Genomic DNA, 21,806 nt, shown 5'->3' with positions numbered 1-21,806 from the left:
GGGCCTAAGCCAAGCCGCTCAAATCGCGTTTAGCGGAATCTTCAGATAACGCGTGCCGTTCGATTCGGGCGCGGGCATGTCGCCTGCACGGATGTTCACCTGTACCGCGGGCAAGATCAGTGTGGGCATGTCGAGCGTGCGGTCGCGCGCCTCGCGCATCGCGACGAACGTGTCTTCGTCGATACCGTCGTGCACGTGGATGTTCGCGCGGCGTTGCTCGCCCACCGTGGTTTGCCAGTTCACCGCGCGGCTCGCGGGCGGGTAGTCATGGCACATGTACAGGCGAGTGTCTTCCGGCAGCGACAGAAGGCGTCGGATCGAGCGATACAGCGTGTGGGCATTTCCGCCCGGAAAGTCGCATCGCGCGGTGCCGACGTCGGGCATGAACAGCGTGTCGCCGACAAAGACCGCGTCGCCCACGCGATACGCCATATCGGCCGGTGTATGGCCCGGCACGAACATCGCCTCGGCTTGCAGATTGCCGATGGCAAACGTCTCGCCATCGTCGAACAGGTGGTCGAACTGCGAACCGTCGGGCGGCACGTCAGCCCCCAGATGGAACAGCTTCTTGAACACGTGCTGCACGTCGCGAATATGCGCACCGATGGCGATCAGCCCGCCCACACGCTCCTTAAGCCAGCGTGCCGACGACAGGTGGTCGGCGTGGGCGTGCGTTTCCAGAATCCAGTCGACTGTCAGCTTTTGGGCCGTGAGGAACGCCAGCACGCGTTCGGCGGAGCCAGTGTGCGTGCGACCGGCTTTCGGGTCGTAGTCGAGCACCGGGTCGATGATCGCCGCGCGACCGCCCGGCGCATCGAACACGACGTAGGTCACCGTCGAGGTGCCTTTGTCGAAGAAGGCTTCGATGTGGGCTGATGTAGCAGACATGACCGGGCTCCAGCAAAAGTTTATCGATTGATATATTATAAACGAGTAAAGTGTACGCGATATGCGTGACAAAGCGTCGCGCATCGCTTTCTACGATTTGCGCCACTTTCACCAATTCCATCCCTTTCCCGAATTGCCTCGATCCTGCCATGCCACGAGCCACTTCGTCACCTATGCGCGACGACGCCCTCGAACCCATCCCCGCCGCCACGCCCGATAGTTCGCCCGGCGGCGCTGTGGCTGCGCCGCTCGACGTCACGCGCTTACGTAGCGCTGCGCGCGACGCCACCAAGCTGCTGCGGGCGTTAGCGAATGAAGATCGGCTGCTGATTCTGTGCCAGCTCACGCAGGGCGAGTTGTCGGTTGGGGAGTTGGAGGCGCAGCTCGATATCCGTCAGCCGACCCTGTCGCAGCAGCTCGCCGTGCTGCGCGCCGAGCAACTCGTCAGCACGCGGCGCGATGGCAAACGCATCTACTACGCCGTCGGCGATGCGTCGCTGCTCGCCGTGCTTTCTTGCCTCTACGACCAGTTTTGCCCTCAGCCGTGACGGCGCGTTGCCGCCTTCCGTGTTCTTTTGTTTGACCGACCGCTCATGACCTTCGATACCCTGCATTTCACGCCGTGGACCGCGCTTGCTGGCGGTGTACTGATTGGTGTGGCCGCCGTCTGGCTCATGCTTGCCAACGGGCGCATTGCCGGTATCTCCGGCATCGTCGGGGGCTTGCTGCGCCCACGGTCGGGCGACATTGGCTGGCGGCTCGCGTTCATCGTCGGGCTGATGGCGGCACCGTGGGCATACCGCGCGTTTGCCGTGGTGCCCGAAGCCCAAATCGATGCCAGTTTCGCCATGCTCGTCGGTGCTGGGCTGCTTGTCGGTTTCGGGACTCGGTTGGGGTCGGGGTGTACCAGCGGCCACGGTGTTTGCGGGTTGTCACGCCTGTCGTGGCGTTCGCTGGCCGCCACGTTGTGTTTTATGGCGACAGGCTTTCTTACCGTGTTCGTCGTGCGCCATGTACTGCATGTGGGAGGTGCCGCATGAAAAAGCTCGCACTGGCGTTCGTTGGCGGGCTGATCTTCGGCCTCGGTCTGATTCTCGCGGGCATGGCGAATCCGGCGAAGGTACTTGGCTTTCTGGATATCGCTGGACGGTGGGACCCGTCGCTCGCGTTTGTGATGGGCGGTGCGATTGCCGTCGGTCTCGTGGGCTTTCGACTCGCTCGCGCGCAGCCGATGGCGTGGACCGGCGAGCCGCGCGCGTGGCCGAGCCTGCATGGGCTCGATAAGCGTCTGGTACTCGGTGCGTTGCTCTTCGGCGTCGGATGGGGTGTTGCCGGTATCTGCCCGGGGCCGGCGCTCGTGTTGCTCGGTGCAGGGTCGGGCAAGGGGCTGATATTCGTCTTGGCGATGCTTGCAGGTATGGCAATTCACGCAATGCTGCCTGCACGGGCGGCGAAGTCCTGAGCGTAGGGACGCACGAGCGGCGAAGCGCGATGCGCCGCCGCCCGCTCAGCCGTGTCAGTGTTTTCTTGCCAGTTCAGTGCCTGCGTCGGCAGGTAGGCGGCGCGTGATCGGAATCGAGAGCCATGAGAACAGGCCGATGACGAGGAACGCGGGCAGGAAATCGCCCGCGGTCAGTTGTGTGTGACCTGCGAGGCGGCTGCTTGCTTGCAAGACCATCCCGGCAATCGTCACCCCAAGGCCCAGCGACAGCTGCTGCACGACGCTCGCCAGACTCGTGGCCCGGCTGGCGTCTTCGCTGGCAATGTCGGCATAGACGATCGAATTCAGACACGTGAACTGCAACGACGGGAAGAAGCCGCCGAAGGCCACGACGCCCAGCATCACCAACACCGGCGTGTTGTGCGTGAATAGCCCATAGGACGCCAGCGCCAGACCTGCGAGCGCCGCGTTGACCATCAGCACCTGCCGGAAGCCGAAGCGCGCCAGCACGCGCTGCGCGATGGCTTTCATGAAAATGGCGCCGAAGGCCGAGGCGCAGGTGATCATGCCGGACTCGAACGGGTCCATGTGCAGGCCTTCCTGCAACGCCAGCGGCAGCAGAAACGGCACAGCGCCTAAACCGATACGAAAGAGCGAACCGCCGATCACACTCGCGTGGAACGTGGGAATGCGCAGCAACCGAAAGTCGAGCAGCGGCGCTTCGGTGCGATTGGCATGCCACCAATAGGCATAGAGAAACACCGCGCCCAAAACGCACATGACGATCACGACACTGTCGGCGACCTGATGCTCGCCAATCATCGCGAGTCCCAGCATCAACAGGCCGCTGCCCAACGCCGATAGCACGAAGCCGACCGTGTCGAGCTTGCCCGCATCGCCGCCGCGGTCGTTGTCGATGTACTTCCCGGCGAGGTAGATGCCCAGCAGGCTGACGGGGATGTTGATGAAAAAGATCCAGCGCCAATGCAAATACGCCGTGATGGCACCGCCCAACGGCGGCCCGATCACCGGGCCGAGCAGCGCGGGCATGGTCAGGTAGCCGATGGCTTTGACCAAATCATGCTTCGGTACGGCACGGAAGATGACGAGTCGGCCGACCGGCACCATCATCGCGCCGCCCACACCTTGCAGGAATCGCGCAAATACAAACGTCGGCAGCGAGAACGACAGCGCGCACAGGATCGAGCCGGCCATGAAGATGCCGATGGCGGTGCGAAAGACGTTTCGTGCGCCGAAACGGTCGGAGACCCAGCCGCAGATCGGAATGAAAATACCCAGCCCCACGACGTAGGCCGTGAGGGCCATCTTTAGCGAAATAGGGTCTTGGTGCAGATCGCGTGCCATGGCTGGCAGCGAGGTGGTGATCACCGTGGCGTCGATGTTCTCCATGAACAGGGCGCAAGCGATGATGAGCGGAATAATGACGGCGCGCGACACAATGGGGGGGGACGGCTGGCGCAAAGAGCTAGATTGTCCCATAACGCGCGCACCGCCTTCAATCGCTAAGACGACGCCGATGGCGTGTGCGCCGCCAATATCAGGCGGGTGTCGCGCGAGCCAGTTCCTCGGCGCTCAACCGGTACAGCACGTGACGGCGCAGCCGGTGGCCCGGCGGAATGAGCGGATGCAGGAAGTCTTCGTCGGGACAGTGGCGCATACCGATGCGTGTCATGACCGCACGCGAGCGCGCGTTGGCGGGGGCGGTGAACGACACCAGTTCATCGAGTTGCAGAACGTCGAACGCGAATCGAGCGGCCGCCCGTGCGGCTTCGCTCGCGTATCCCTTTCCCCACCAAGGGCGGGCCAGCCGCCAGCCGATTTCCACCGCCGGCACGAACGGCGCGTCGAAGCCGACGCGCATCAGCCCGACAAACCCCGCAAATGGCGTGACGCCCGGAATCTCCAGCGCCCACGGACCGAAGCCGTGCTTGCGCATATGGTTACGCAGGCGTTCGGCCACCGCGTCGCTTTGCGCGCGGTCGAGTGTCGTGGGGAAGTGACGCATGACTTCCCGGTCGGCATTGAGCTCGGCAAAGGCGGGTAAGTCTTCCGTGCGCCATGGCCTGAGCACGGTGCGATCGGTGGTAAGCGTGACCGGCGTCACATCACGAGGTTCGGGCGATTCCGAGGGGGCGGGCAAAGTTGGCATGCGAATTGGGCGATTCAATGACGGCGGTGTAATTGCGTTGCGGAGTGACTGAAACCGGACCGAAGCCGGAGCGAGAGCGGCAATTCGTCAATTGCTTAATTCCGGATGCCCCGATCTTACGCCTTTGAGGGGGCGCTGTGCCCCGCCTGACGGGGCTTTGGGCGATTTTCAAGGTGAATCGGTATAGACGGATATTCCCATCTTACGGAAACCGGACGGCATGGGGAAATGACATTGACGCATGGCTGCGCAATAGCGAATTGACGTATACGTTAACGAAATAATTTCGGTCCCGATTTATCGATGCCGCGATGCAGCATCGTTTGCCACCCAATTCCAGGGAGATATACGGGGATATTGCACGGGTGTTCATTTAGTTGAACGAGTGAGGAACTTTCCCATGTCACGCATCACGCGTGGCCTGAATGCCGTCCAATCGCTTGCGTAAATTCTGCGTAGCGCTTATCCGAAAATTGCGGTACTCCGATGTGAAATCCCCGAATGTCGGTAGTGTTTTGGATAACAGACTAATCGGACTGCACTTAAATATTTGTGATCGTATATTTTGGCGCGGTGTTTTATTGCTGACGCCGATCTGCGTTGCTTCACGTCGATGTTTGTTGCGAATCCTTACGAAGTCTTGCCGAATGTTGCGTAATACGGCGGACAAGTCTCAGGAAATGCGGAGTCCTGACGACCGGCATCGGTATTTCTGCCGGAATGCGCGGCATTGCAGAACATTAGTGGCGGGTAATGGAGGGGAGGAATGCTGGGGAAATTCTGGGATTCATGCCCTGATTCTGTGCATATTCCGAAGTTGAGTGCCAGGAATTCAATGCGATTTGTGCGCTCGCAGACTCATTCTTCGGAAATGCTGTTTTCAATTTATTAAAACTCGTGCTATTTTAAGTGGCGATCCATTTTAACAATGTAAGGACACGCCAGATGGCAAACTATAAGGAAATTCGCGCGCAGATCGAAAAGCTCGAGAAGCAAGCCGACGAAGCTCGCGCACGGGAAGTTTCGCAGGTCATCGCGGAACTGAAGCAAAAGATTCAAGAGTACGAGTTGACCGCCAAGGATCTTGGCCTTGCCACGACCGATGGCCGTCGCCGCGCAACGCGCGCACCGCTCGCCGCCAAATACGCAAATCCGGCGACGGGTGAAACCTGGTCGGGCCGTGGTCGCGCACCGAAGTGGATTGGCAAGAACAAAGAGAAGTTCCTGATCAAGTAATAAGCCGGTGTAGTTGCCGGACTGGCATTGCCGGTCACATGCCAGGGAAGGCGGAACGGGGAGCCGGATGCGACGTTGTGCCGATGTTGTCACTTACGTCGCGCTGCGCCATCTTCGCCGTGTCCCTGAGAGCAGTAAAGCAGCAGCCCAGTAGTCGCATTGCCCCCCAACCCGGATCGCCTGGCTGTGGCTTGATGTGATGCAGTGCCCGTAATGAACAAAACCCGCCGTCCAGTCTTGGACGGCGGGTTTTTTCATGGGCGGTTCAAATGGGACGTCTGCCCCGAGCGCGTCGTGCGACGTGCGACGTTTCGCAGGCTACTGCGCCCCCGGATCGTCCGGCGGGAACATCAGCGTCACCCGCAGCCCGCCTGTGGGGCGATTACTAAACGAAACGCGTCCGCCCAGTTGTTGCGTGAGCTTGTCGACGATCGCCAATCCCAGCCCGCAGTGCGCGTTGCCGCCGCGCGCCGGGTCCAGCCGCACGAAGGGGCGGATGATTCGGTTGATGTCTTCGTTGGGAATGCCCGGGCCGCTATCTTCCACGACCAACTGCCAGCCGCTCGCGTCCTGCGACGTGCGAATCGCCATCGGTGCGCGCCCATAAGTCACGGCGTTATCGAGCAGGTTATTGACGATGCGCTCGAGATACGTCTGCTTGAGCTTGAAGCTGGGGCCCGCTTGCAGATCCAGTTCGATCGCATAGCCCTGATCGAGGAACGGCTGAATCAACGACTGCATGCGCGCCTCTACCGGCGAGGCGGCGCTATCCGATTCGATTCCCCGTGCAAACAGCAGGAACTGGTCGACGATGCGCGTCATCGATTCAGCGTCGCGCGTGATGCCCTCGCTCATCTGCACATCGTCGAGCATCTCGGCGCGCAGCCGCAGCCGTGCGAGCGGCGTCTTCAGATCGTGGGCGATCCCGGCGAGCATCGTATTGCGCTCGCGATCGGTTTGCACGATGTCGTGACTCATCCGGTTAAAGCGCTCGGTGAGTTGGCGCACTTCCAGCGGACCGCGCTCTTTGACCGGCGTGCGAATGCGATGGGTGGCCAGTTGTTCGGCGGCGGCGGCCATATCGCGCACGGGCCGTTGCAATTGCCAGGCGGCGAACAGGGCAAAGATGACCGTGATCCCGAGCACTGCCGCGAGGCCGGGCAGGATCGTGGCGGTGCCAGGCGGGTTGCGCACCGAAAGCACCGGCGTGGCAATCCAGTAATCGCGACCCGGCAGACGCGCCCAGATACGCGGCGGCGGCGTGCGCTCCACGCGCAACTGCGTGCCGGCCGGCAAGCGGCGGGCTAGTTCGGTCGTGAGTCTCGCCGTCTTGGTCGGCGGTTCGAACACATCGCCATGGGCGAACGTGGCGGGCACCACCTGCACGAGATCGGGCAGCATGAGTTCCGAGTGTCCTTCATGGACCTCGGCGGCGGCCTTGATGATGAACGCCATCTGCTCGGCGGCGTTCTGTACGCGCGTATCGTCGTGATCGCTGCGCAGGATCGTCAAGTAAGAGAAATGGCTGATGACCAGCGCGGCAATGATGAGCAGCGCCAGACGGCCGAACAGCGTATCGAAACGGCCTTTCATGCGGGGCTCCGCATGTGGCCCGGGTTAAACAGCATTGCCGGAGTCCTTGCCAGACCGATGGACGAAGCCTCTCTAATAAGAGGCTTCGGGAAATAGCGTACGACGCCGGTGTCACAACCGACCCGGGCCGCGGCGTGTTAGCCGGCAGCCATATCGGCGCGCTGGCCGTCGGGTACGAAGATGTAACCGCGCCCGCGCACGGTCTGGATAAAGCGCGGGCTTTGTGCGTCTTCGTCGAGCAGGCGGCGCAGGCGCCAGATCTGCACGTCGATACCGCGATCGTTCACGTCGCTGTCGGCGCCGTAAAGCAATTCGATGATGCGTTCGCGCGAGAGCACCTGCATGGCGTGATTCACCAGCAGACGCAGCAACCCGTATTCGCCGTCGGAGAGCGTGAGCAACTGCGCGTCGCGCGTGAGCGTGCGGCTGCGGAAGTCCAGAACGAACGGCCCGAAGGTGTAGTTCTCGCGCTGCTCGGGCACGGCGGCATCGGGCGACTTGCGACGGCGCAAGACGGCATTGATGCGTGCGAGCAGCTCGCGCGGGCTGAACGGCTTGCCGAGATAATCGTCGGCACCGATCTCGAGACCCACGATGCGGTCGATCTCGTCGCTGCGCGCGGTGAGAAGAATGACGGGCACGTCGTCATTGCGAGCGCGCAAATCGCGCAGCGCCGTCAGACCATCGACCTTGGGCATCATCAGGTCAAGCACGATCAGCGCAGGGCGTTCGCGCTCGAGACGTGCGGCCAGTCCGTCGCCGTCGTGCATCACAGCCACAGAGAAGCCGTGACGGCTGAGATACTCACGCAGCAGGTCACGCAAATCGGGATCGTCGTCGACAACAAGAATCTTCATATTCGCTTTGACAGGTTGTGTCGTCATGATAGTGGCCTCCCCGTGCGGCTTTGCACGCGTTTTGTTTCCGGGCATTACAGTGTTGGTCACCTGTAATCATGCGTAATAATAGAGCCTGTCCTATCGGCGCACGAAATCCGCGCCCATCCTTTAAGCTTCGCACTGTCTGCGCATCACCACTTCCACGCACACCCAGCCGCACTTTCTCGGCCTAAATGCCGCTGTACGCCGCTTGCATGCCGCTTCACACGCATGGCAAGCCTGCGACAGACGCATGACGAGAACGCTGCGGTCAGGCATTGCAAGGCGCGGCTCACGAGAATAGACAGGTCTGCGAAGCATCGCCAGACATCGAACCATCTCCCGTGTGCCGGGTCACTTACGGCGTTGACCGCTTTTTGGTATCGCCGCACAAAGGTGTCATGTCCGTCTGCTATGCTGATCAGCCGATTTCGGCAAGGCATGGGGCTGGGCATTCTCCCAGCCGGTTTGCCGCGCCGCAGCAATCAGAAAAAATAACGTCGTCCGCACCGGACGAATCCGCTAAACACTCCGTTGTTACGAGGAAGTCATGACCGAGCACGGTCCCCACGGTTCCGACCAACCGAACGATTCCGGTCGTTCGTCAGTGCCGCCCACGTCCCCCGCCGCCGGGGCGCGCCGCGACATGGGGGCGACCCCACCGGCCTCGCGCAAGCGCCGCTGGCTCGTGCCGGGCGTGATCGGGCTGATCGTGGTGCTCATCGCTGGGGGTGTTTACTACCGCGTGCACAATCAAAATGCCCAAGGGCCGGCCCAGCAGGGCGGCCGCCGGGGTGGCCCGCCGGGCGGGGCGCCGGGGGCAGCAGGCATGCCAGCCACGCCGGTGACGGCGATCGAGGCCAAGAAGGGCGACCTGCCGGTGTTCCTCAACGGACTGGGTACGGTCACGCCGACGCGCAGCGTCATCGTGCACTCGCGCGTGGACGGCCAACTGATGAAGGTGCATTTCAAAGAAGGCGACATGGTCAAGGAAGGCCAGTTGCTCGCTGAAATCGACCCGCGCCCGTTCCAAGTGGTGGTGACGCAGCAAGAAGGGCAGTTGGCCCACGATCAAGCACTGCTCAAGAATGCGCAGCTCGATCTGGCGCGCTACGAGACGCTGCTTAAGCAAGACTCGATCGCTTCCCAAACCGTAGATACCCAGCGCGCGCTCGTCAAACAATACGAAGGCACCGTCAAGGCCGATCAGGGGCAGTTGGACAATGCCCGCCTGCAATTGAGCTACGCCAGCGTCACGGCCCCCGTCTCGGGGCTGGCCGGCCTGCGTCAGGTCGATCCGGGCAACATCATCCACGCTTCGGACACCAACGGCATCGTCATCATCAACGAAGTCACGCCGATCACAGTCGTCTACACCATCCCCGAAGACAATCTGCCGCGCGTGGTCAAGCGCACGCGCGCCGGGGAAACCCTGCCGGTGGAAGCCTTCGACCGCGCCGGCAAGATCAAGCTGGCCAGCGGCAAGCTCGCCTCCATCGACAATCAGATCGATACGACGACCGGCACGGTCAAGCTCAAGGCGGCGTTCGCGAACACCGAAGGCATGCTGTTCCCTAACCAGTTCGTCAACGTGAAGATGCTGGTCGACACGCTCAAGGACGCCACGCTCGTGCCGAGCGCCGCAGTGCAGCGCGGCACGCAAGGCAGCTTTGTGTACACGGTGCAGGCGGACCAGACCGTCAAGCTCAAGACCGTGAAGCTCGGACCCACCGACGGCACCAATGTTGCTGTGGAATCGGGCATCGAGCCGGGTGAGAAGCTCGTGATCGACGGCATGGACAAGCTGCGCGATGGCGCCAAGGTGGAAGTGATTACCGCGGAGAGCCGCGCGGCGGCGACCGCACCGCGTCAGCCGGGCGAGAAGCGCAACAGCAATGGCGGCAATCGCCGTCAGGCGCACTAAGGGGCGATCGGGCGTGAGTTTGCTCACCCTCCTGCCCGCCCTCCTGACCGACACAGCGCACGCGATGCAGAGCCCGGCACCCGTGCGCACGCCGCCCATAGAGAAGCACCCCCGACGCTGCCAATGAATCCGTCCCGCCCGTTTATTCTCCGACCGGTTGCCACATCGTTGCTGATGCTGGCGATTCTGCTCGCCGGTTTCGTCGCCTACCGGCTGCTGCCGCTCTCGGCGCTGCCGGAGGTCGACTATCCGACCATTCAGGTCGTCACGCTGTATCCGGGCGCTAGCCCCGATGTGATGACGTCGTCGGTCACGGCCCCGCTCGAGCGCCAGTTCGGTCAGATGCCGGGCCTCAATCAGATGTCGTCGACGAGTTCGGGCGGCGCGTCGGTGATTACATTGCAGTTCTCGCTCGATCTTGGCCTGGACGTTGCGGAGCAGGAGGTGCAGGCGGCCATCAATAGCGCCAGCAACCTGCTGCCCAGCGATTTGCCGATGCCCCCGATCTACAGCAAGGTGAATCCGGCGGACACCCCGATCATTACGCTGGCGATCATGTCGAAGACCATGCCGCTGCCCAAGCTGGAGGATCTGGTCGACACGCGGGTGGCGCAGAAGATCTCGCAGTTGCCGGGCATCGGTCTGGTGAGCATTTCGGGCGGGCAGCGCCCGGCGGTGCGTATCAAGGTCAACCCGCGCGCCATTACGTCGTACGGGCTGAATATCGAAGACGTGCGCACGTCGATTGCCGCGGCCAACGTGAATCAGGCGAAGGGGAGTTTCGACGGCCCGCTGCGCGCATCGACCATCGACGCGAACGATCAACTGGCGTCGGCCGACGAGTACCGCAATCTCGTCATCGCTTATAAGAACGGCGGCCCGATTCGTTTGTCCGACATCGCCGATGTGATCGACGGTGCCGAGAACACCAAGCTGGCCGCGTGGGCCGATACCACGCCGGCCATCGTCGTGAACGTGCAGCGCCAGCCGGGCGCCAACGTGATCGAGACGGTCAACAAGGTCAAGGCGTTGCTGCCGCAGTTGCAGGGCTCGCTGCCGGGCAGCATCGACATGAAACTGCTGACCGACCGCACGACGACGATTCGCGCCTCGGTCTCCGACGTCCAATTCGAACTGGTGCTCGCCGTCGCCCTCGTGGTGATGGTGATCTTCGTCTTCTTGCGTAACGTCTCGGCCACCATCATTCCGAGTGTGGCCGTGCCGCTCTCGCTGATTGGCACCTTCGGCGTGATGTATCTCGCAGGCTTCTCGATCAATAACCTCACGCTGATGGCGCTGACCATCGCGACCGGTTTCGTGGTCGACGATGCCATCGTGATGATCGAGAACATCGCACGATATATGGAGCAGGGCGAGAAACCGTTACAGGCCGCGCTCAAGGGTGCCGAGCAGATCGGCTTCACGATTATTTCGCTCACGTTCTCGCTGATCGCGGTGCTGATTCCGCTGCTGTTTATGGGCGACGTCGTGGGCCGGTTGTTCCGCGAATTTGCGGTCACGTTGGCGGTCTCGATCCTGATTTCTGCGGTGGTGTCGCTCACGCTCACACCGATGATGTGCGCGAAGCTGCTGCGCCACGTGCCGGAAGAGAAGCAGGGCAAGTTCTATCGCAAGACCGGCGAGATGTTCGACCGCATCATCGCGAAGTACGGCGAGTGGCTCACGTGGGTGCTCGACCGTCAGACCGCCACGCTGTTTGTTGCGCTCGGCACGCTCGTGCTCACGGTGCTGCTCTATATGTGGGTGCCGAAGGGCTTCTTCCCGGTGCAGGACACCGGCGTGATTCAGGGGATTTCCGAAGCGCCGCAGTCGATTTCGTTCGCCGCGATGGGTGAGCGGCAATTGGCGCTCGTGTCGGAAGTGCTCAAAGACCCAGCCGTCGAATCCGTGTCGTCGTTCATCGGCGTGGATGGTGTGAATTCCACGCTCAATAGCGGCCGCTTGCTCATCAACCTGAAAGAGAAGGGCGAGCGCGGGCTCGACGCTTCGGAAGTGATCCGCCGCCTGCAACCCGAAGTGGCGCGCGTGCCGGGCATTTCGCTCTACATGCAGCCGGTGCAGGATCTGACCATCGAAGACCGCATCAGCCGCACGCAGTATCAATTCACGCTGCAAGACCCGAGCCTCGACACGCTGGGCATTTGGGTGCCGAAGCTGGTCGACAAGTTGAAGCACGTGCCGCAACTGGCCGACGTGACGAGCGACTTGCAGGTCAATGGCTTGCAGGCGTACGTGGAGATCGATCGCGACACGGCAAGCCGTCTGGGCGTGACGCCTGCGGCCGTCGATCAGACGTTGTACAGCGCGTTTGGTCAGCGCCTCATTTCGACGATCTACACGCAGGCCTCGCAATACCGTGTGGTGCTCGAAGTGGCCGACGACTTCCAGCGCGGCCCCGATGCGTTGAAGGGCATCTACGTGGCCTCGACCACCGGCGTGCAGGTGCCGATCGCATCGTTCGCGACGATTATCGAGAAACCCACGCCGCTCGCGATCAACCACCAGAGCCAATTCCCGGCGGCCACGATCTCGTTCAACCTGGCGAAGGGCGCATCGCTCGGCGATGCCGTCAAGGCGATTACCGACGCCGAAGCGTCCATCGGCTTGCCGATCAGCACGCAGACGACCTTCCAAGGGGCGGCGCAGGCGTTCCAGGCGTCGTTATCGAACACGCTGTGGCTGATTCTTGCTGCCGTGGTAACGATGTACATCGTGCTGGGTGTGCTCTATGAGAGCTATATCCACCCGATTACTATTTTGTCGACGCTGCCGTCGGCTGGCGTGGGCGCACTGCTCGCGTTGATGGTCTCGGGCAACGACATCAGCATCATCGCGATCATCGGCATTATCTTGCTGATCGGTATCGTGAAAAAGAACGCCATTATGATGATCGACTTCGCGCTGGAGGCCGAGCGCGAGCACGGCATGGCGCCGCGCGAGGCGATTTATCAGGCGTGTCTGCTGCGCTTCCGCCCGATTCTGATGACGACGATGGCGGCCGTGCTGGGCGCGCTGCCGCTGATGCTCGGCTCGGGCGTCGGCTCCGAATTGCGCCAGCCGCTCGGTATCACGATGGTCGGCGGCTTGATGGTCAGTCAGGTGCTGACGCTCTTCACCACGCCGGTGATCTACCTGTGGTTCGATCGTCTGGCGCTGCGCGCCCGTGCGTGGCGCGAGCGACGCTTTGGCCCGTCGGACGACGGTGACCATGGTGGTCATGGCGGCCCGAGCGTCGTCGACACCCCGGACGGTCAGACGCGATGAACTTATCGGCCGTCTTCATCCGGCGCTCGGTCGCCACCGTTCTGCTGACGATCGGCGTCACGCTCGCGGGCATTGTCGCGTTCGGCCTGCTGCCGATCTCGCCGTTGCCGCAAGTGGACTTCCCGACCATCTCCGTCTCGGCCTCGCTGCCGGGCGCCAGCCCCGAGACGATGGCAGCGAGCGTGGCGACGCCGCTCGAACGCTCGCTCGGGCGCATTGCCGGGGTGACGGAAATGACGTCGAGCAGTTCGCTCGGCTCGGCGCGCATCACGTTGCAGTTCGATCTGAACCGAGACATCAACGGTGCGGCGCGCGACGTGCAGGCCGCCATCAACGCCGCCCGCAGCCTGCTGCCGACGGGGCTGCCGAGCAATCCGACGTACCGCAAGGTGAATCCGGCCAGCGCGCCGGTGATGATCATCGCGCTCACGTCCGAGAGCATGACGCGCGGCCAGATGTACGACGCGGCGTCGACCATCCTCGCGCAGAAGATTTCGCAGCTCGAAGGCGTGGGCGACGTGACCGTGGGCGGCAGTTCGTTGCCTGCCGTGCGTGTCGAACTCAATCCGACTGCGCTCAATAAGTATCAGATCCCCATCGAGACGGTGCGCACGGCGATTCAGGCGGTGAACGCAAACCGGCCGAAGGGCGCGCTCGAAGACGGCGACCGCCGCTGGCAGATTCTCGCGAACGATCAGGCGAAGACGGCCAAGGAATATCTGCCGGTGATCGTGAGCTATCAGAACGGTCGCCCGGTGCGTCTGGCCGATATCGCCGATGTCGTTGACTCCGTGCAAGATCTGCGCAACGCGGGTTCGGCCAACGGCAAGCCGTCCGTGCTGCTGGTGATCACCACGCAACCGGGCGCAAACATCATCGAGACGGTCGACGGCATCAACGCCATTCTGCCGAACTTGCGGGCGTCGATTCCTGCGGCCATCAACCTCGATGTGGTGATGGACCGCACGCCGACCATTCGCGCGTCGCTGCGTGAAGTCGAGCGCACGTTGCTGATCTCCATTGCGCTCGTGATCGGCGTGGTGTTCCTCTTCCTGCGGAACTGGCGCGCGACGTTGATTCCGAGCGTGGCCGTGCCGGTCTCGCTGATCGGCACGTTCGGCGTGATGTATCTGTGCGGCTTCAGCCTCGATAACTTGTCGCTCATGGCGCTGACCATTGCGACAGGCTTCGTGGTCGACGATGCCATCGTCGTGCTGGAGAACATCTCTCGCCATATCGAAGAGGGCTTAAGTCCCTTTGCGGCGGCGCTCAAGGGCACGCGCGAAGTGGGCTTCACGGTGCTGTCGATGAGTATCTCGCTGGTGGCCGTGTTCATTCCGCTGCTTCTCATGGGCGGCATTGTCGGGCGGCTGTTCCGTGAGTTCGCGGTGACGCTCTCGGCGGCAATTATGGTGTCGCTGGTGGTGTCGCTCACTACCACGCCGATGATGTGCGCGCGCTTGCTCAAGGGGAAACCGGCGCCGGGCGTGCCGCAAGGCGCTGCACCGCTGGCTACCGAAGCGCCACGCCGTCCGTCGATCTGGACTCGCATGGGTGACTGGACCGAGCACATGTTCGCCGCGATGCTGCGCGAGTACGAGCGCTCGCTGTCGTGGGCGTTGCGCCACGGGCCGCTGATGCTGATCATTCTGTTCGCGACCATCTGTCTGAACGTCTGGCTTTATACCGTGGTGCCGAAGGGCTTCTTTCCGCAACAGGACACCGGGCGCATGATCGGCTTCATTCAGGCCGATCAGGCGATCTCGTTCCAGGCGATGGAAAAGAAGCTCGCCGACTTCATCAAGATCGTGCAGGCCGACCCCGCTGTTGCGACGGTCACGGGCTTCACCGGCGGCTCGAATCGCAATGGCGGCTCGATGTTCGTGACGTTGAAGCCGTTGTCCGAGCGCAAGCTCTCCGCCGACCAGATCATTGCGCGCTTGCGGTTGAAACTGGCCAAAGAGCCGGGCGCGCAGCTCTATCTGCAATCAGTGCAGGACATCCGCGTGGGTGGGCGTTCCAGCAACGCGCAATACCAATACACGTTGCAGGCCGACGATTTACAGGAACTGCGCGAGTGGGAGCCGAAGGTGCGTAACGCGCTCTCGCGGCTGCCGATTCTGGCCGACGTGAATACCGATCAGCAGGACAAGGGGCTGCAAACCACGCTCGATGTCGATCGCGATCAGGCCTCGCGCCTTGGCCTCACGATGAGCCAGATCGATAACGTGCTGAACGACGCGTTCGGCCAGCGGCAGGTGTCGACCATCTATAACCCGCTCAATCAGTACAAGGTGGTGATGGAAGTGGCGCCGCAGTGGTGGCAGAGCCCTGAGTCGCTCAAAGACATCTACGTCGTGACCTCGGCAGGCGCGCAAGTGCCGCTCTCGTCATTTGCGAAGTACCGGCCGACGAACACGGCGCTGGGCGTCTCGCATCAGGGGCAGTTTGCGGCGAGCACGATTTCGTTCAACTTGCCGCCGGGCGTGTCGCTGTCGCAGGCACAGGCGGCCATCGCAGATGCGGTGGGGCGTCTGGGCATGCCGACGTCGGTGCACGGCAGCTTCCAAGGCACGGCGCAGGCGTTCCAGTCGGCGCTCTCGTCGCAGCCGTTCTTGATTCTGACGGCGTTGCTCACGGTGTATATCGTGCTGGGCGTGCTCTATGAGAGCTACATCCATCCGCTCACCATTCTCTCGACGCTGCCCTCGGCGGGCGTGGGCGCGCTGCTGGCGCTGCTGTTGTTCAACACGGAGTTCAGCATCATCGCGCTCATCGGCGTGATTCTGCTGATCGGTATCGTGAAGAAGAACGCCATCATGATGATCGACTTCGCGCTCGACGCGGAACGGCGACAGAACATGGCGCCTCGCGATGCGATTTATCACGCGTGTCTGCTGCGGTTCCGCCCGATCATGATGACGACGATGGCCGCCATGCTCGGCGCGATTCCGCTGGCATTGGGCACGGGCGACGGCGCAGAACTGCGTCAGCCGCTCGGTATCTCGATCGTGGGCGGCCTGCTCGTGAGCCAAGTGCTGACGCTCTATACGACGCCGGTGGTCTACCTGTATCTCGACCGCGTGCGGCTGCGCTGGGCGCGCTGGCGTGCCCGCGGCCACGGCGATGCGGAGGTGAGCCATGGCTGATCGTCGCTTGTTACCGACGTCACTGGCGTCGCTGACCTCACCGGCCACACCGCGCTTGCCTGCCGACGGGTTTGCCACATCGGCGGCCGTTCCCGAATTTGACTCTATTGCCCCGGCCAATGAGCCGGCTCGTGCCATGTCCCGTACTCTGAATCGTCAAGTCAACGCTGCCCGCCACCCCGCCACGGGACGTGCCGGTGCATCGCTGCGCACGCGCCGTACTGCCGCGTTTCTGGCCGCGAGCGCGGTGCTCTGGCTGGCGGGTTGTGCGGTCGGGCCCGATTACGTGCGCCCGGAGATGGATACGCCAGCCGCGTTCAAGGAAACCGGCGATTGGAAGCTCGCAGAGCCGAACGACGCCGCTGCCAAGGGCGAATGGTGGGCGATCTATCAAGACCCGGTACTGAACGAGTTGATGGCGCAGGTCGACGTCAATAACCAGAACATCAAGGTGGCCGAGGCGAACTACCGACAGGCGTTGGCAGTGGCATCGCAGGCGCGCTCGGCGTTCTTCCCGACCATCGGCGCGAGTTCCAGCGTGACGCGCAGCAGCTCGCGTGTGAGCAACACGGCGGTGAGCGGCTCCGGTGCAGGCGGTCTGTCAAATAGCTATAGCGTGTCGGGCACGGCAAGCTGGGAGCCGGACATCTGGGGCAGCGTGCGCCGCTCGGTCGAAGCGGGCGACGCGAGTGCGGCGGCCAGTGCGGCCGATCTGGCGAACGCGCGCTTGTCTGCGCAAGCCCTGCTCGCACAGAACTACTTCGATCTGCGCGTAACCGATGCCCAGAAGGCGTTGCTCGATCGCACCGTCACGGCCTACGAGCAAACGCTCAAGCTCACGCAGAATCAGTACGCCGTCGGTGTGGCGCAGCGCTCCGACGTGATTCAAGCGCAAACGCAATTGCAATCGGCGCAGGCGTCGGCCATCGACATTGAGGTGACACGCGCCCAGTTGGAACACGCCATCGCGCTGCTGGTCGGCAAGGCGCCCGCGGCGTTCTCGCTGAGCGTGGCCCCGCTGCGTGCGGCGTTGCCGACGGTGCCGGGCAGCCTGCCGTCGCAACTGTTGGAGCGTCGCCCGGATATCGCATCGGCCGAGCGCGCAGTGGCCTCGGCGAATGCCAAGATCGGCGTGGCGAAGGCGGCGTTCTTCCCAACGCTCTCGCTCTCCGCCTCCGGTGGCTTCCAGAGCAGCAGCTTCGCCAACTGGCTGACGCTGCCGAGCCGCTTCTGGTCGGTGGGCCCGGCATTGGCCGCAACGCTCTTCGACGGCGGACTGCGTCGCGCGCAGACCGACGCGGCCATCGCGGCCTACGACGCGCAGGTGGCGACCTATCGTCAAACGGTGCTCACGGCGTTCCAGTCGGTCGAAGACAATCTGGCGGCGCTGAACTATTTGGGCCGCGAGGCGACGGTGCAGACGCAGGCCGTGCAATCGTCGCGCGAGGCGCTGCAACTCATCCTGAATCAATACAAGGCGGGTACGGTCAGCTTTCAGAACGTGCTGACGGCGCAAGCCACGGCGTACAGCACGGAACGTACGTCGCTGACGATTCTTGGCCGTCAGTTCACGGCGAACGTGTTGCTGGTGACCGCGCTGGGCGGTGGCTGGCATGGCTTGCCGCCGGAAGACGGCGGGCCGAGCGCGCCGAGTGCATCGACGCCGCCGGACGGTGCCGTCCCACCGAATCCCCCCGCGACGGCTTCGGGGGCGTCGGCGGGCTGATCCGTTTCCGAGTACCTGCGGGGGGGATCACCTTTTTCCGCGTTGGTGTTTAAGCTAATTCCGAAGTTCGCGCTCAGAATCGCGGCAGCCCATGCCGCGAATCGTCTGACGCCCTGTGACGCGAGTAGCACAAAGCGGCCACCGGCGGGCATGAGTGTTTTCACGTTCGAGCGAATGAAATCAAGCCTTTCGCCCGCAGTGCCCGCTCTATGAGGCAGCGGCCGGACATTCCGCGCGTTGACCACACCGCGTAGCAAGCGTGCTTTGGTGAATTGCCTATGGGCAATCTCCCAGCGGGGCGCGCCAATCCCTTTTGCCAGAATGGCCCCACTTCGCTGCGATGGCAGGCGCGAAGCGCCGTGTTGCTGCGGCAGTTCTGCCAGATGACAACAAGGAGGGGGCCGCTATGACAATCAACGTTGTGGTCGCAGATGACCATCCGATTGTGCGTTACGGAATACGCCGCTTGCTCGAAGAGCGGGAGATGATTCAGCTGGTAGGGGAGGCGTCCAACTCGTCGGAGTTGGTGACCTTGTTGGCCAAGGCCCCGTGCGACATTCTGGTCACCGATTTCTCGATGCCCGGCGGTCACTTCAAAGACGGGCTATTTCTGATCGGCTACGTGCGCCGGTACTTTCCCAACATCAAGATCATCGTCGTCACGATGCTGGAGAATCTGGCGATCTTGCGCGGCATGCTCAAACTGGGCGTGCATTCGATTCTCTCGAAGCTCGACGAGCAGAGTTCGATTGCCGATATCGTCTGCGTGGTGGCGGACGGCAGCCGCTACATTCCCGCCGGGTTGGCCACACGACTACATGACTCGGTGGTCGACGATGCCGAAGCCGACGCGTCGAAACTCTCGGGGCGTGAGGTGGAAGTGGTGCGGCTCTTTGTCTCGGGCCTGACGATCAGCGAAATCGCATTCAAACTGAGCCGCAGCGTGAAGACGGTCAGCTCGCAAAAGACCAACGCCATGCGCAAGCTCGGGCTGGATCGCGATGTCGATCTCTATCACTACGCAACGCGAACGGGCATCACCTGATTCGACGCCCGCTCGCTCACTCACAGCAACCCATCCACACCTTTCACGCATCAGACTCAAGCGGGCAGCCGAATACCTCGCATATCGCGCAGAATCAGCTCGCCCGCGCGCAGCATTTGTTTGAGTTGATGCACCACTTGCTTGAGTTCTTGCACGCTGGCGTCGGGGGCGTCGGCTTGCTGCTCTTGCGTGACGACGAGTGCGTCCAGACGGCGCGTGTAGTCGCGCATCGCCTCGCTGGCCGCTTGCGCGTCGGTGGGCACCGAGGCGGCAGGGGCCGCGACCGCCTGCGAAAGCAAGTCGCTGATGGCCGAGACGACTTGCCCAAGCTCTCCGCTCTTGTCGGCAGCGATCTGACGCGGCAGCACGTCGGAGATGCCGGTGATGTACGACGCCATGACGTGGTTCTGCACCAGCAAGTCGTTGAGCTCACCGACGGACACTTGCTTCGACTTGGGTTCGAGCATCATCCGCTTGAACGCCGCCCCAAAATTCCCGAACGCAATATGCATGTCCTTGCGCGCCATGCGATACGCCAGATCGTCGCGTACGCCGTCACGACCGACGCACGATTCCAGATAAGTTCGCGTCGATTGCACCGCTTGCCGGATCAACGGCCCCATCAGGCGGTATTCCCAGTAGGGGAACAGATACGAACACACCAAGGCGACCGCCGAGCCGATCAACGTGTCGATAGCGCGCTCGCCCACGACCGACAACGAGCCCGGTAGCAGGAAGTGGAACAGCAGCAGCACGTACGACGACATGAACACCACAGACAAGCCGTAGTTGAACAGCGAGAGGCTGTTGCCCATCACCATGCAGAAGAACATCAGCGCGAACAGCACCCACGGCTTGTGCACGAACGACAGAATGACGAGCACGCTCACGCACCCGAGCAGCGTGCCGGTCAGACGCTGGGCGTTCTTCTGCTTCGTCAGGCTGAAGCCGGGCTTCAAAATCACGATGATCGTGAGCAGCACCCAATAGCTATGGGCTTGCCCAGCGAGTAACGACCAGTTCTCGCAGATGATGAGGCCCGCGGTGATCGCGATTGTCACGCGCAACGCGTGGCGAAAACTCGGTGAAGCGAATGTCAGGTTCTTGCGCAGCAGCTTGGGCGAGAAGCTCTGCCGGGACGTGAATCGCACGAGCGCCTGATCGATCTGCATTTCCGTGGCCGAGGCGGCGGTCGTGATGTTCGTATTGCGATGCATGCGCTCGAGCACACGTGTGGCGCTCCACACCCGCCGGAACGTGCTGGTGACGGCTTGATACGCCTCGGGTGCCTGCTGCGGCAACTGCTGCTTGCGCATCGCGTCGATTTCATACTCGATAGCGCGGAATTCCGCGCGCCAACTGCGCTGCGCGCGCGACGGCTCATTGGTCGCGATGGCGTAGCCGATGGCATCGACTTCGACGGCGATCTTGCGAATCATGTCGCGGAAGAAGACGAGCACGTCCTGATTGGCGAACTCGCGGCGCAGCATCGGATAGTCGGTGTGCACCGACACCACCACCTCATGCAGGTCGACGATGTTGATGAACAGATTGAACAGCATCGTGCGGCGAGGCTCCAGCCTGCCGGTGCGCAGCCGGGGCAGATTGCGCAGAATGATTTCGCGTGCGGCTTGCTGCTTCTCGACGACATTGACCTGCGCGGCGATCAGGTTTCGGTAGCATTCGTCGATATCGGTCGTCGAGTCGTAGAACGCCGCTTTCGCTTCGAGATACTGAGCGGTGACGAAGAAGCATTCGGCCAGCGTTTGCTGCTCGATGCGAAACCACCAGACACGACAAACCACCAGACTGAAATAGGTGTACCAAAGCCCACCGATCAGCACCGCGCCAGCATCGAGCACGGCCTGATGGCGGGTGAGATCGGCCTCGACGTTGAGCACCATCATCATCAGGCAGGCAAAACTCACGAGCGACGCGCGAAAGCCATAGACCACGAGCATCGACAGGCCGAACGTGAGGATCAGCGTGGTGAGCCAGAGTTGCCACGGCTGGGCGGCGGTGGCCATGCCGGTGATGAGCACGGTGAGGGCGCCCAGCAGCGTGCAACTCAGCAATTCAGTGTGCTTGTGGCGCAGCGGGCCGTTGATGTCGACGACGCTGGCGCACAACGCGCCCGAGGCGACTTCGATGCCGAGCAGGTGCTGATCCAGCCCCCAGAACAATACGAGCGCAGGCAAGACGACACCCAAGGCTTGGCGGGTGCCGGTGAAAAAGTAGTGGCTATAGAGGAACTTCTTGATATCGGTCTGGTAGTCCATGCGTCGGGTGCGAGGGTTCCGCTGCAAAGCCGGCCGCGCGGCGGGTAGCGCACGGCGCAGACAGGAGTCTAGCCGAACGCCCGCGTAGCGCGAAGAGGGGATACTGCCGGTTACATGCCTGCCCGCCGTGTGCTGTGACGCCGACCGGCCCGAGTTTTCGGACCGCTCCGATGGGCTTTGGCACGGGCCTTT

Annotated in this window: 15 protein-coding genes; 9 read left to right on the top strand and 6 right to left on the bottom strand. The window is 62.6% G+C overall.

Annotated elements, in window-relative coordinates; genetic code table 11:
* Positions 1 to 18: 18 nt before the first annotated feature.
* Positions 19 to 888 carry an MBL fold metallo-hydrolase gene (locus PPN31114_RS16175; RefSeq protein WP_150680559.1) on the bottom strand — a complete coding sequence of 290 codons (870 nt, stop codon included), beginning with the start codon at positions 886 to 888 and terminating at the stop codon, positions 19 to 21.
* 149 nt (positions 889 to 1,037) lie between these two features.
* On the opposite strand from PPN31114_RS16175, the gene PPN31114_RS16170 reads away from it, so the two are divergent.
* The 3 genes from PPN31114_RS16170 to PPN31114_RS16160 are packed head-to-tail and all read left to right on the top strand — an operon-like array spanning position 1,038 to position 2,350.
* Entirely contained in the window at positions 1,038 to 1,436 is a 399-nt protein-coding gene (locus PPN31114_RS16170; protein WP_246182598.1) for an ArsR/SmtB family transcription factor, read from the top strand.
* A 45-nt stretch (positions 1,437 to 1,481) separates the two neighbouring features.
* Entirely contained in the window at positions 1,482 to 1,928 is a 447-nt protein-coding gene (locus PPN31114_RS16165; protein ID WP_150680558.1) for a YeeE/YedE family protein, read from the top strand.
* Positions 1,925 to 2,350 (top strand): DUF6691 family protein, encoded by a 426-nt coding sequence (locus PPN31114_RS16160; RefSeq protein WP_150680557.1) that lies wholly within the window; start codon positions 1,925 to 1,927, stop codon positions 2,348 to 2,350. The genes PPN31114_RS16165 and PPN31114_RS16160 overlap by 4 nt, the downstream gene beginning before the upstream one ends.
* A gap of 54 nt (positions 2,351 to 2,404) precedes the next feature.
* Here the strand turns inward: PPN31114_RS16160 and PPN31114_RS16155 are convergent, their stop codons facing one another.
* The gene (locus tag PPN31114_RS16155; RefSeq protein WP_150680556.1) at positions 2,405 to 3,829 is read right to left on the bottom strand and encodes an MFS transporter; all 1,425 of its coding nucleotides are present in this window, start codon (positions 3,827 to 3,829) and stop codon (positions 2,405 to 2,407) included.
* Positions 3,830 to 3,887: 58 nt separating this feature from the next.
* The gene (locus tag PPN31114_RS16150; RefSeq protein ID WP_150680555.1) at positions 3,888 to 4,499 is read right to left on the bottom strand and encodes a GNAT family N-acetyltransferase; all 612 of its coding nucleotides are present in this window, start codon (positions 4,497 to 4,499) and stop codon (positions 3,888 to 3,890) included.
* Positions 4,500 to 5,444: 945 nt separating this feature from the next.
* Here PPN31114_RS16150 and PPN31114_RS16145 point away from each other — a divergent pair.
* On the top strand, positions 5,445 to 5,735 hold the full coding sequence (locus PPN31114_RS16145) for an H-NS histone family protein (protein ID WP_150680554.1): 291 nt from the start codon (positions 5,445 to 5,447) through the stop codon (positions 5,733 to 5,735).
* Positions 5,736 to 6,053: 318 nt separating this feature from the next.
* Here PPN31114_RS16145 and PPN31114_RS16140 read toward each other — a convergent pair whose 3' ends face one another.
* Together PPN31114_RS16140 and PPN31114_RS16135 are read right to left on the bottom strand one after the other, a co-directional pair.
* Complete coding sequence (locus PPN31114_RS16140; protein WP_150680553.1) at positions 6,054 to 7,328, bottom strand: ATP-binding protein; 1,275 nt, start codon at positions 7,326 to 7,328, stop codon at positions 6,054 to 6,056.
* A 137-nt stretch (positions 7,329 to 7,465) separates the two neighbouring features.
* Positions 7,466 to 8,215, bottom strand: a complete 750-nt coding sequence (locus PPN31114_RS16135) for a response regulator (RefSeq protein ID WP_449005503.1) — start codon at positions 8,213 to 8,215, stop codon at positions 7,466 to 7,468.
* Positions 8,216 to 8,756: 541 nt separating this feature from the next.
* On the opposite strand from PPN31114_RS16135, the gene PPN31114_RS16130 reads away from it, so the two are divergent.
* The 5 genes from PPN31114_RS16130 to PPN31114_RS16110 all read left to right on the top strand — a co-directional run bounded on the left by PPN31114_RS16130 (position 8,757) and on the right by PPN31114_RS16110 (position 19,335).
* Complete coding sequence (locus tag PPN31114_RS16130; protein ID WP_246182596.1) at positions 8,757 to 10,130, top strand: MdtA/MuxA family multidrug efflux RND transporter periplasmic adaptor subunit; 1,374 nt, start codon at positions 8,757 to 8,759, stop codon at positions 10,128 to 10,130.
* Positions 10,131 to 10,247: 117 nt separating this feature from the next.
* A complete protein-coding gene (locus PPN31114_RS16125) occupies positions 10,248 to 13,415 on the top strand; it encodes an MdtB/MuxB family multidrug efflux RND transporter permease subunit (protein ID WP_281350996.1) in 3,168 nt (1,055 codons plus the stop codon).
* The gene (locus PPN31114_RS16120; RefSeq protein ID WP_150680551.1) at positions 13,412 to 16,564 is read left to right on the top strand and encodes a multidrug efflux RND transporter permease subunit; all 3,153 of its coding nucleotides are present in this window, start codon (positions 13,412 to 13,414) and stop codon (positions 16,562 to 16,564) included. The genes PPN31114_RS16125 and PPN31114_RS16120 overlap by 4 nt, the downstream gene beginning before the upstream one ends.
* 136 nt (positions 16,565 to 16,700) lie before the next feature.
* The gene (locus PPN31114_RS16115) at positions 16,701 to 18,290 is read left to right on the top strand and encodes an efflux transporter outer membrane subunit (protein ID WP_246182595.1); all 1,590 of its coding nucleotides are present in this window, start codon (positions 16,701 to 16,703) and stop codon (positions 18,288 to 18,290) included.
* Positions 18,291 to 18,696: 406 nt separating this feature from the next.
* A complete protein-coding gene (locus tag PPN31114_RS16110) occupies positions 18,697 to 19,335 on the top strand; it encodes a response regulator (RefSeq protein ID WP_150680550.1) in 639 nt (212 codons plus the stop codon).
* Positions 19,336 to 19,391: 56 nt separating this feature from the next.
* Here PPN31114_RS16110 and PPN31114_RS16105 read toward each other — a convergent pair whose 3' ends face one another.
* Positions 19,392 to 21,614, bottom strand: a complete 2,223-nt coding sequence (locus PPN31114_RS16105; RefSeq protein WP_150680549.1) for an FUSC family protein — start codon at positions 21,612 to 21,614, stop codon at positions 19,392 to 19,394.
* Positions 21,615 to 21,806 lie beyond the last annotated feature (192 nt).

The organism is Pandoraea pneumonica (assembly GCF_902459645.1).
Classification (GTDB): domain Bacteria; phylum Pseudomonadota; class Gammaproteobacteria; order Burkholderiales; family Burkholderiaceae; genus Pandoraea; species Pandoraea pneumonica.
Note: the sequence above shows the minus strand (reverse complement) of the source record. Positions and strands in the feature narration are given on the sequence as shown.

Coding starts and splice junctions, on each gene's coding strand:
- PPN31114_RS16165 (WP_150680558.1), top strand. CDS start 1,482: ATGACCTTCGATACCCTGCATTTCACGCCGTGGACCGCGCTTGCTGGC.
- PPN31114_RS16105 (WP_150680549.1), bottom strand. CDS start 21,614: ATGGACTACCAGACCGATATCAAGAAGTTCCTCTATAGCCACTACTTT.
- PPN31114_RS16120 (WP_150680551.1), top strand. CDS start 13,412: ATGAACTTATCGGCCGTCTTCATCCGGCGCTCGGTCGCCACCGTTCTG.
- PPN31114_RS16155 (WP_150680556.1), bottom strand. CDS start 3,829: ATGGGACAATCTAGCTCTTTGCGCCAGCCGTCCCCCCCCATTGTGTCG.
- PPN31114_RS16145 (WP_150680554.1), top strand. CDS start 5,445: ATGGCAAACTATAAGGAAATTCGCGCGCAGATCGAAAAGCTCGAGAAG.
- PPN31114_RS16170 (WP_246182598.1), top strand. CDS start 1,038: ATGCCACGAGCCACTTCGTCACCTATGCGCGACGACGCCCTCGAACCC.
- PPN31114_RS16115 (WP_246182595.1), top strand. CDS start 16,701: ATGTCCCGTACTCTGAATCGTCAAGTCAACGCTGCCCGCCACCCCGCC.
- PPN31114_RS16140 (WP_150680553.1), bottom strand. CDS start 7,328: ATGAAAGGCCGTTTCGATACGCTGTTCGGCCGTCTGGCGCTGCTCATC.
- PPN31114_RS16150 (WP_150680555.1), bottom strand. CDS start 4,499: ATGCCAACTTTGCCCGCCCCCTCGGAATCGCCCGAACCTCGTGATGTG.
- PPN31114_RS16110 (WP_150680550.1), top strand. CDS start 18,697: ATGACAATCAACGTTGTGGTCGCAGATGACCATCCGATTGTGCGTTAC.
- PPN31114_RS16175 (WP_150680559.1), bottom strand. CDS start 888: ATGTCTGCTACATCAGCCCACATCGAAGCCTTCTTCGACAAAGGCACC.
- PPN31114_RS16160 (WP_150680557.1), top strand. CDS start 1,925: ATGAAAAAGCTCGCACTGGCGTTCGTTGGCGGGCTGATCTTCGGCCTC.
- PPN31114_RS16130 (WP_246182596.1), top strand. CDS start 8,757: ATGACCGAGCACGGTCCCCACGGTTCCGACCAACCGAACGATTCCGGT.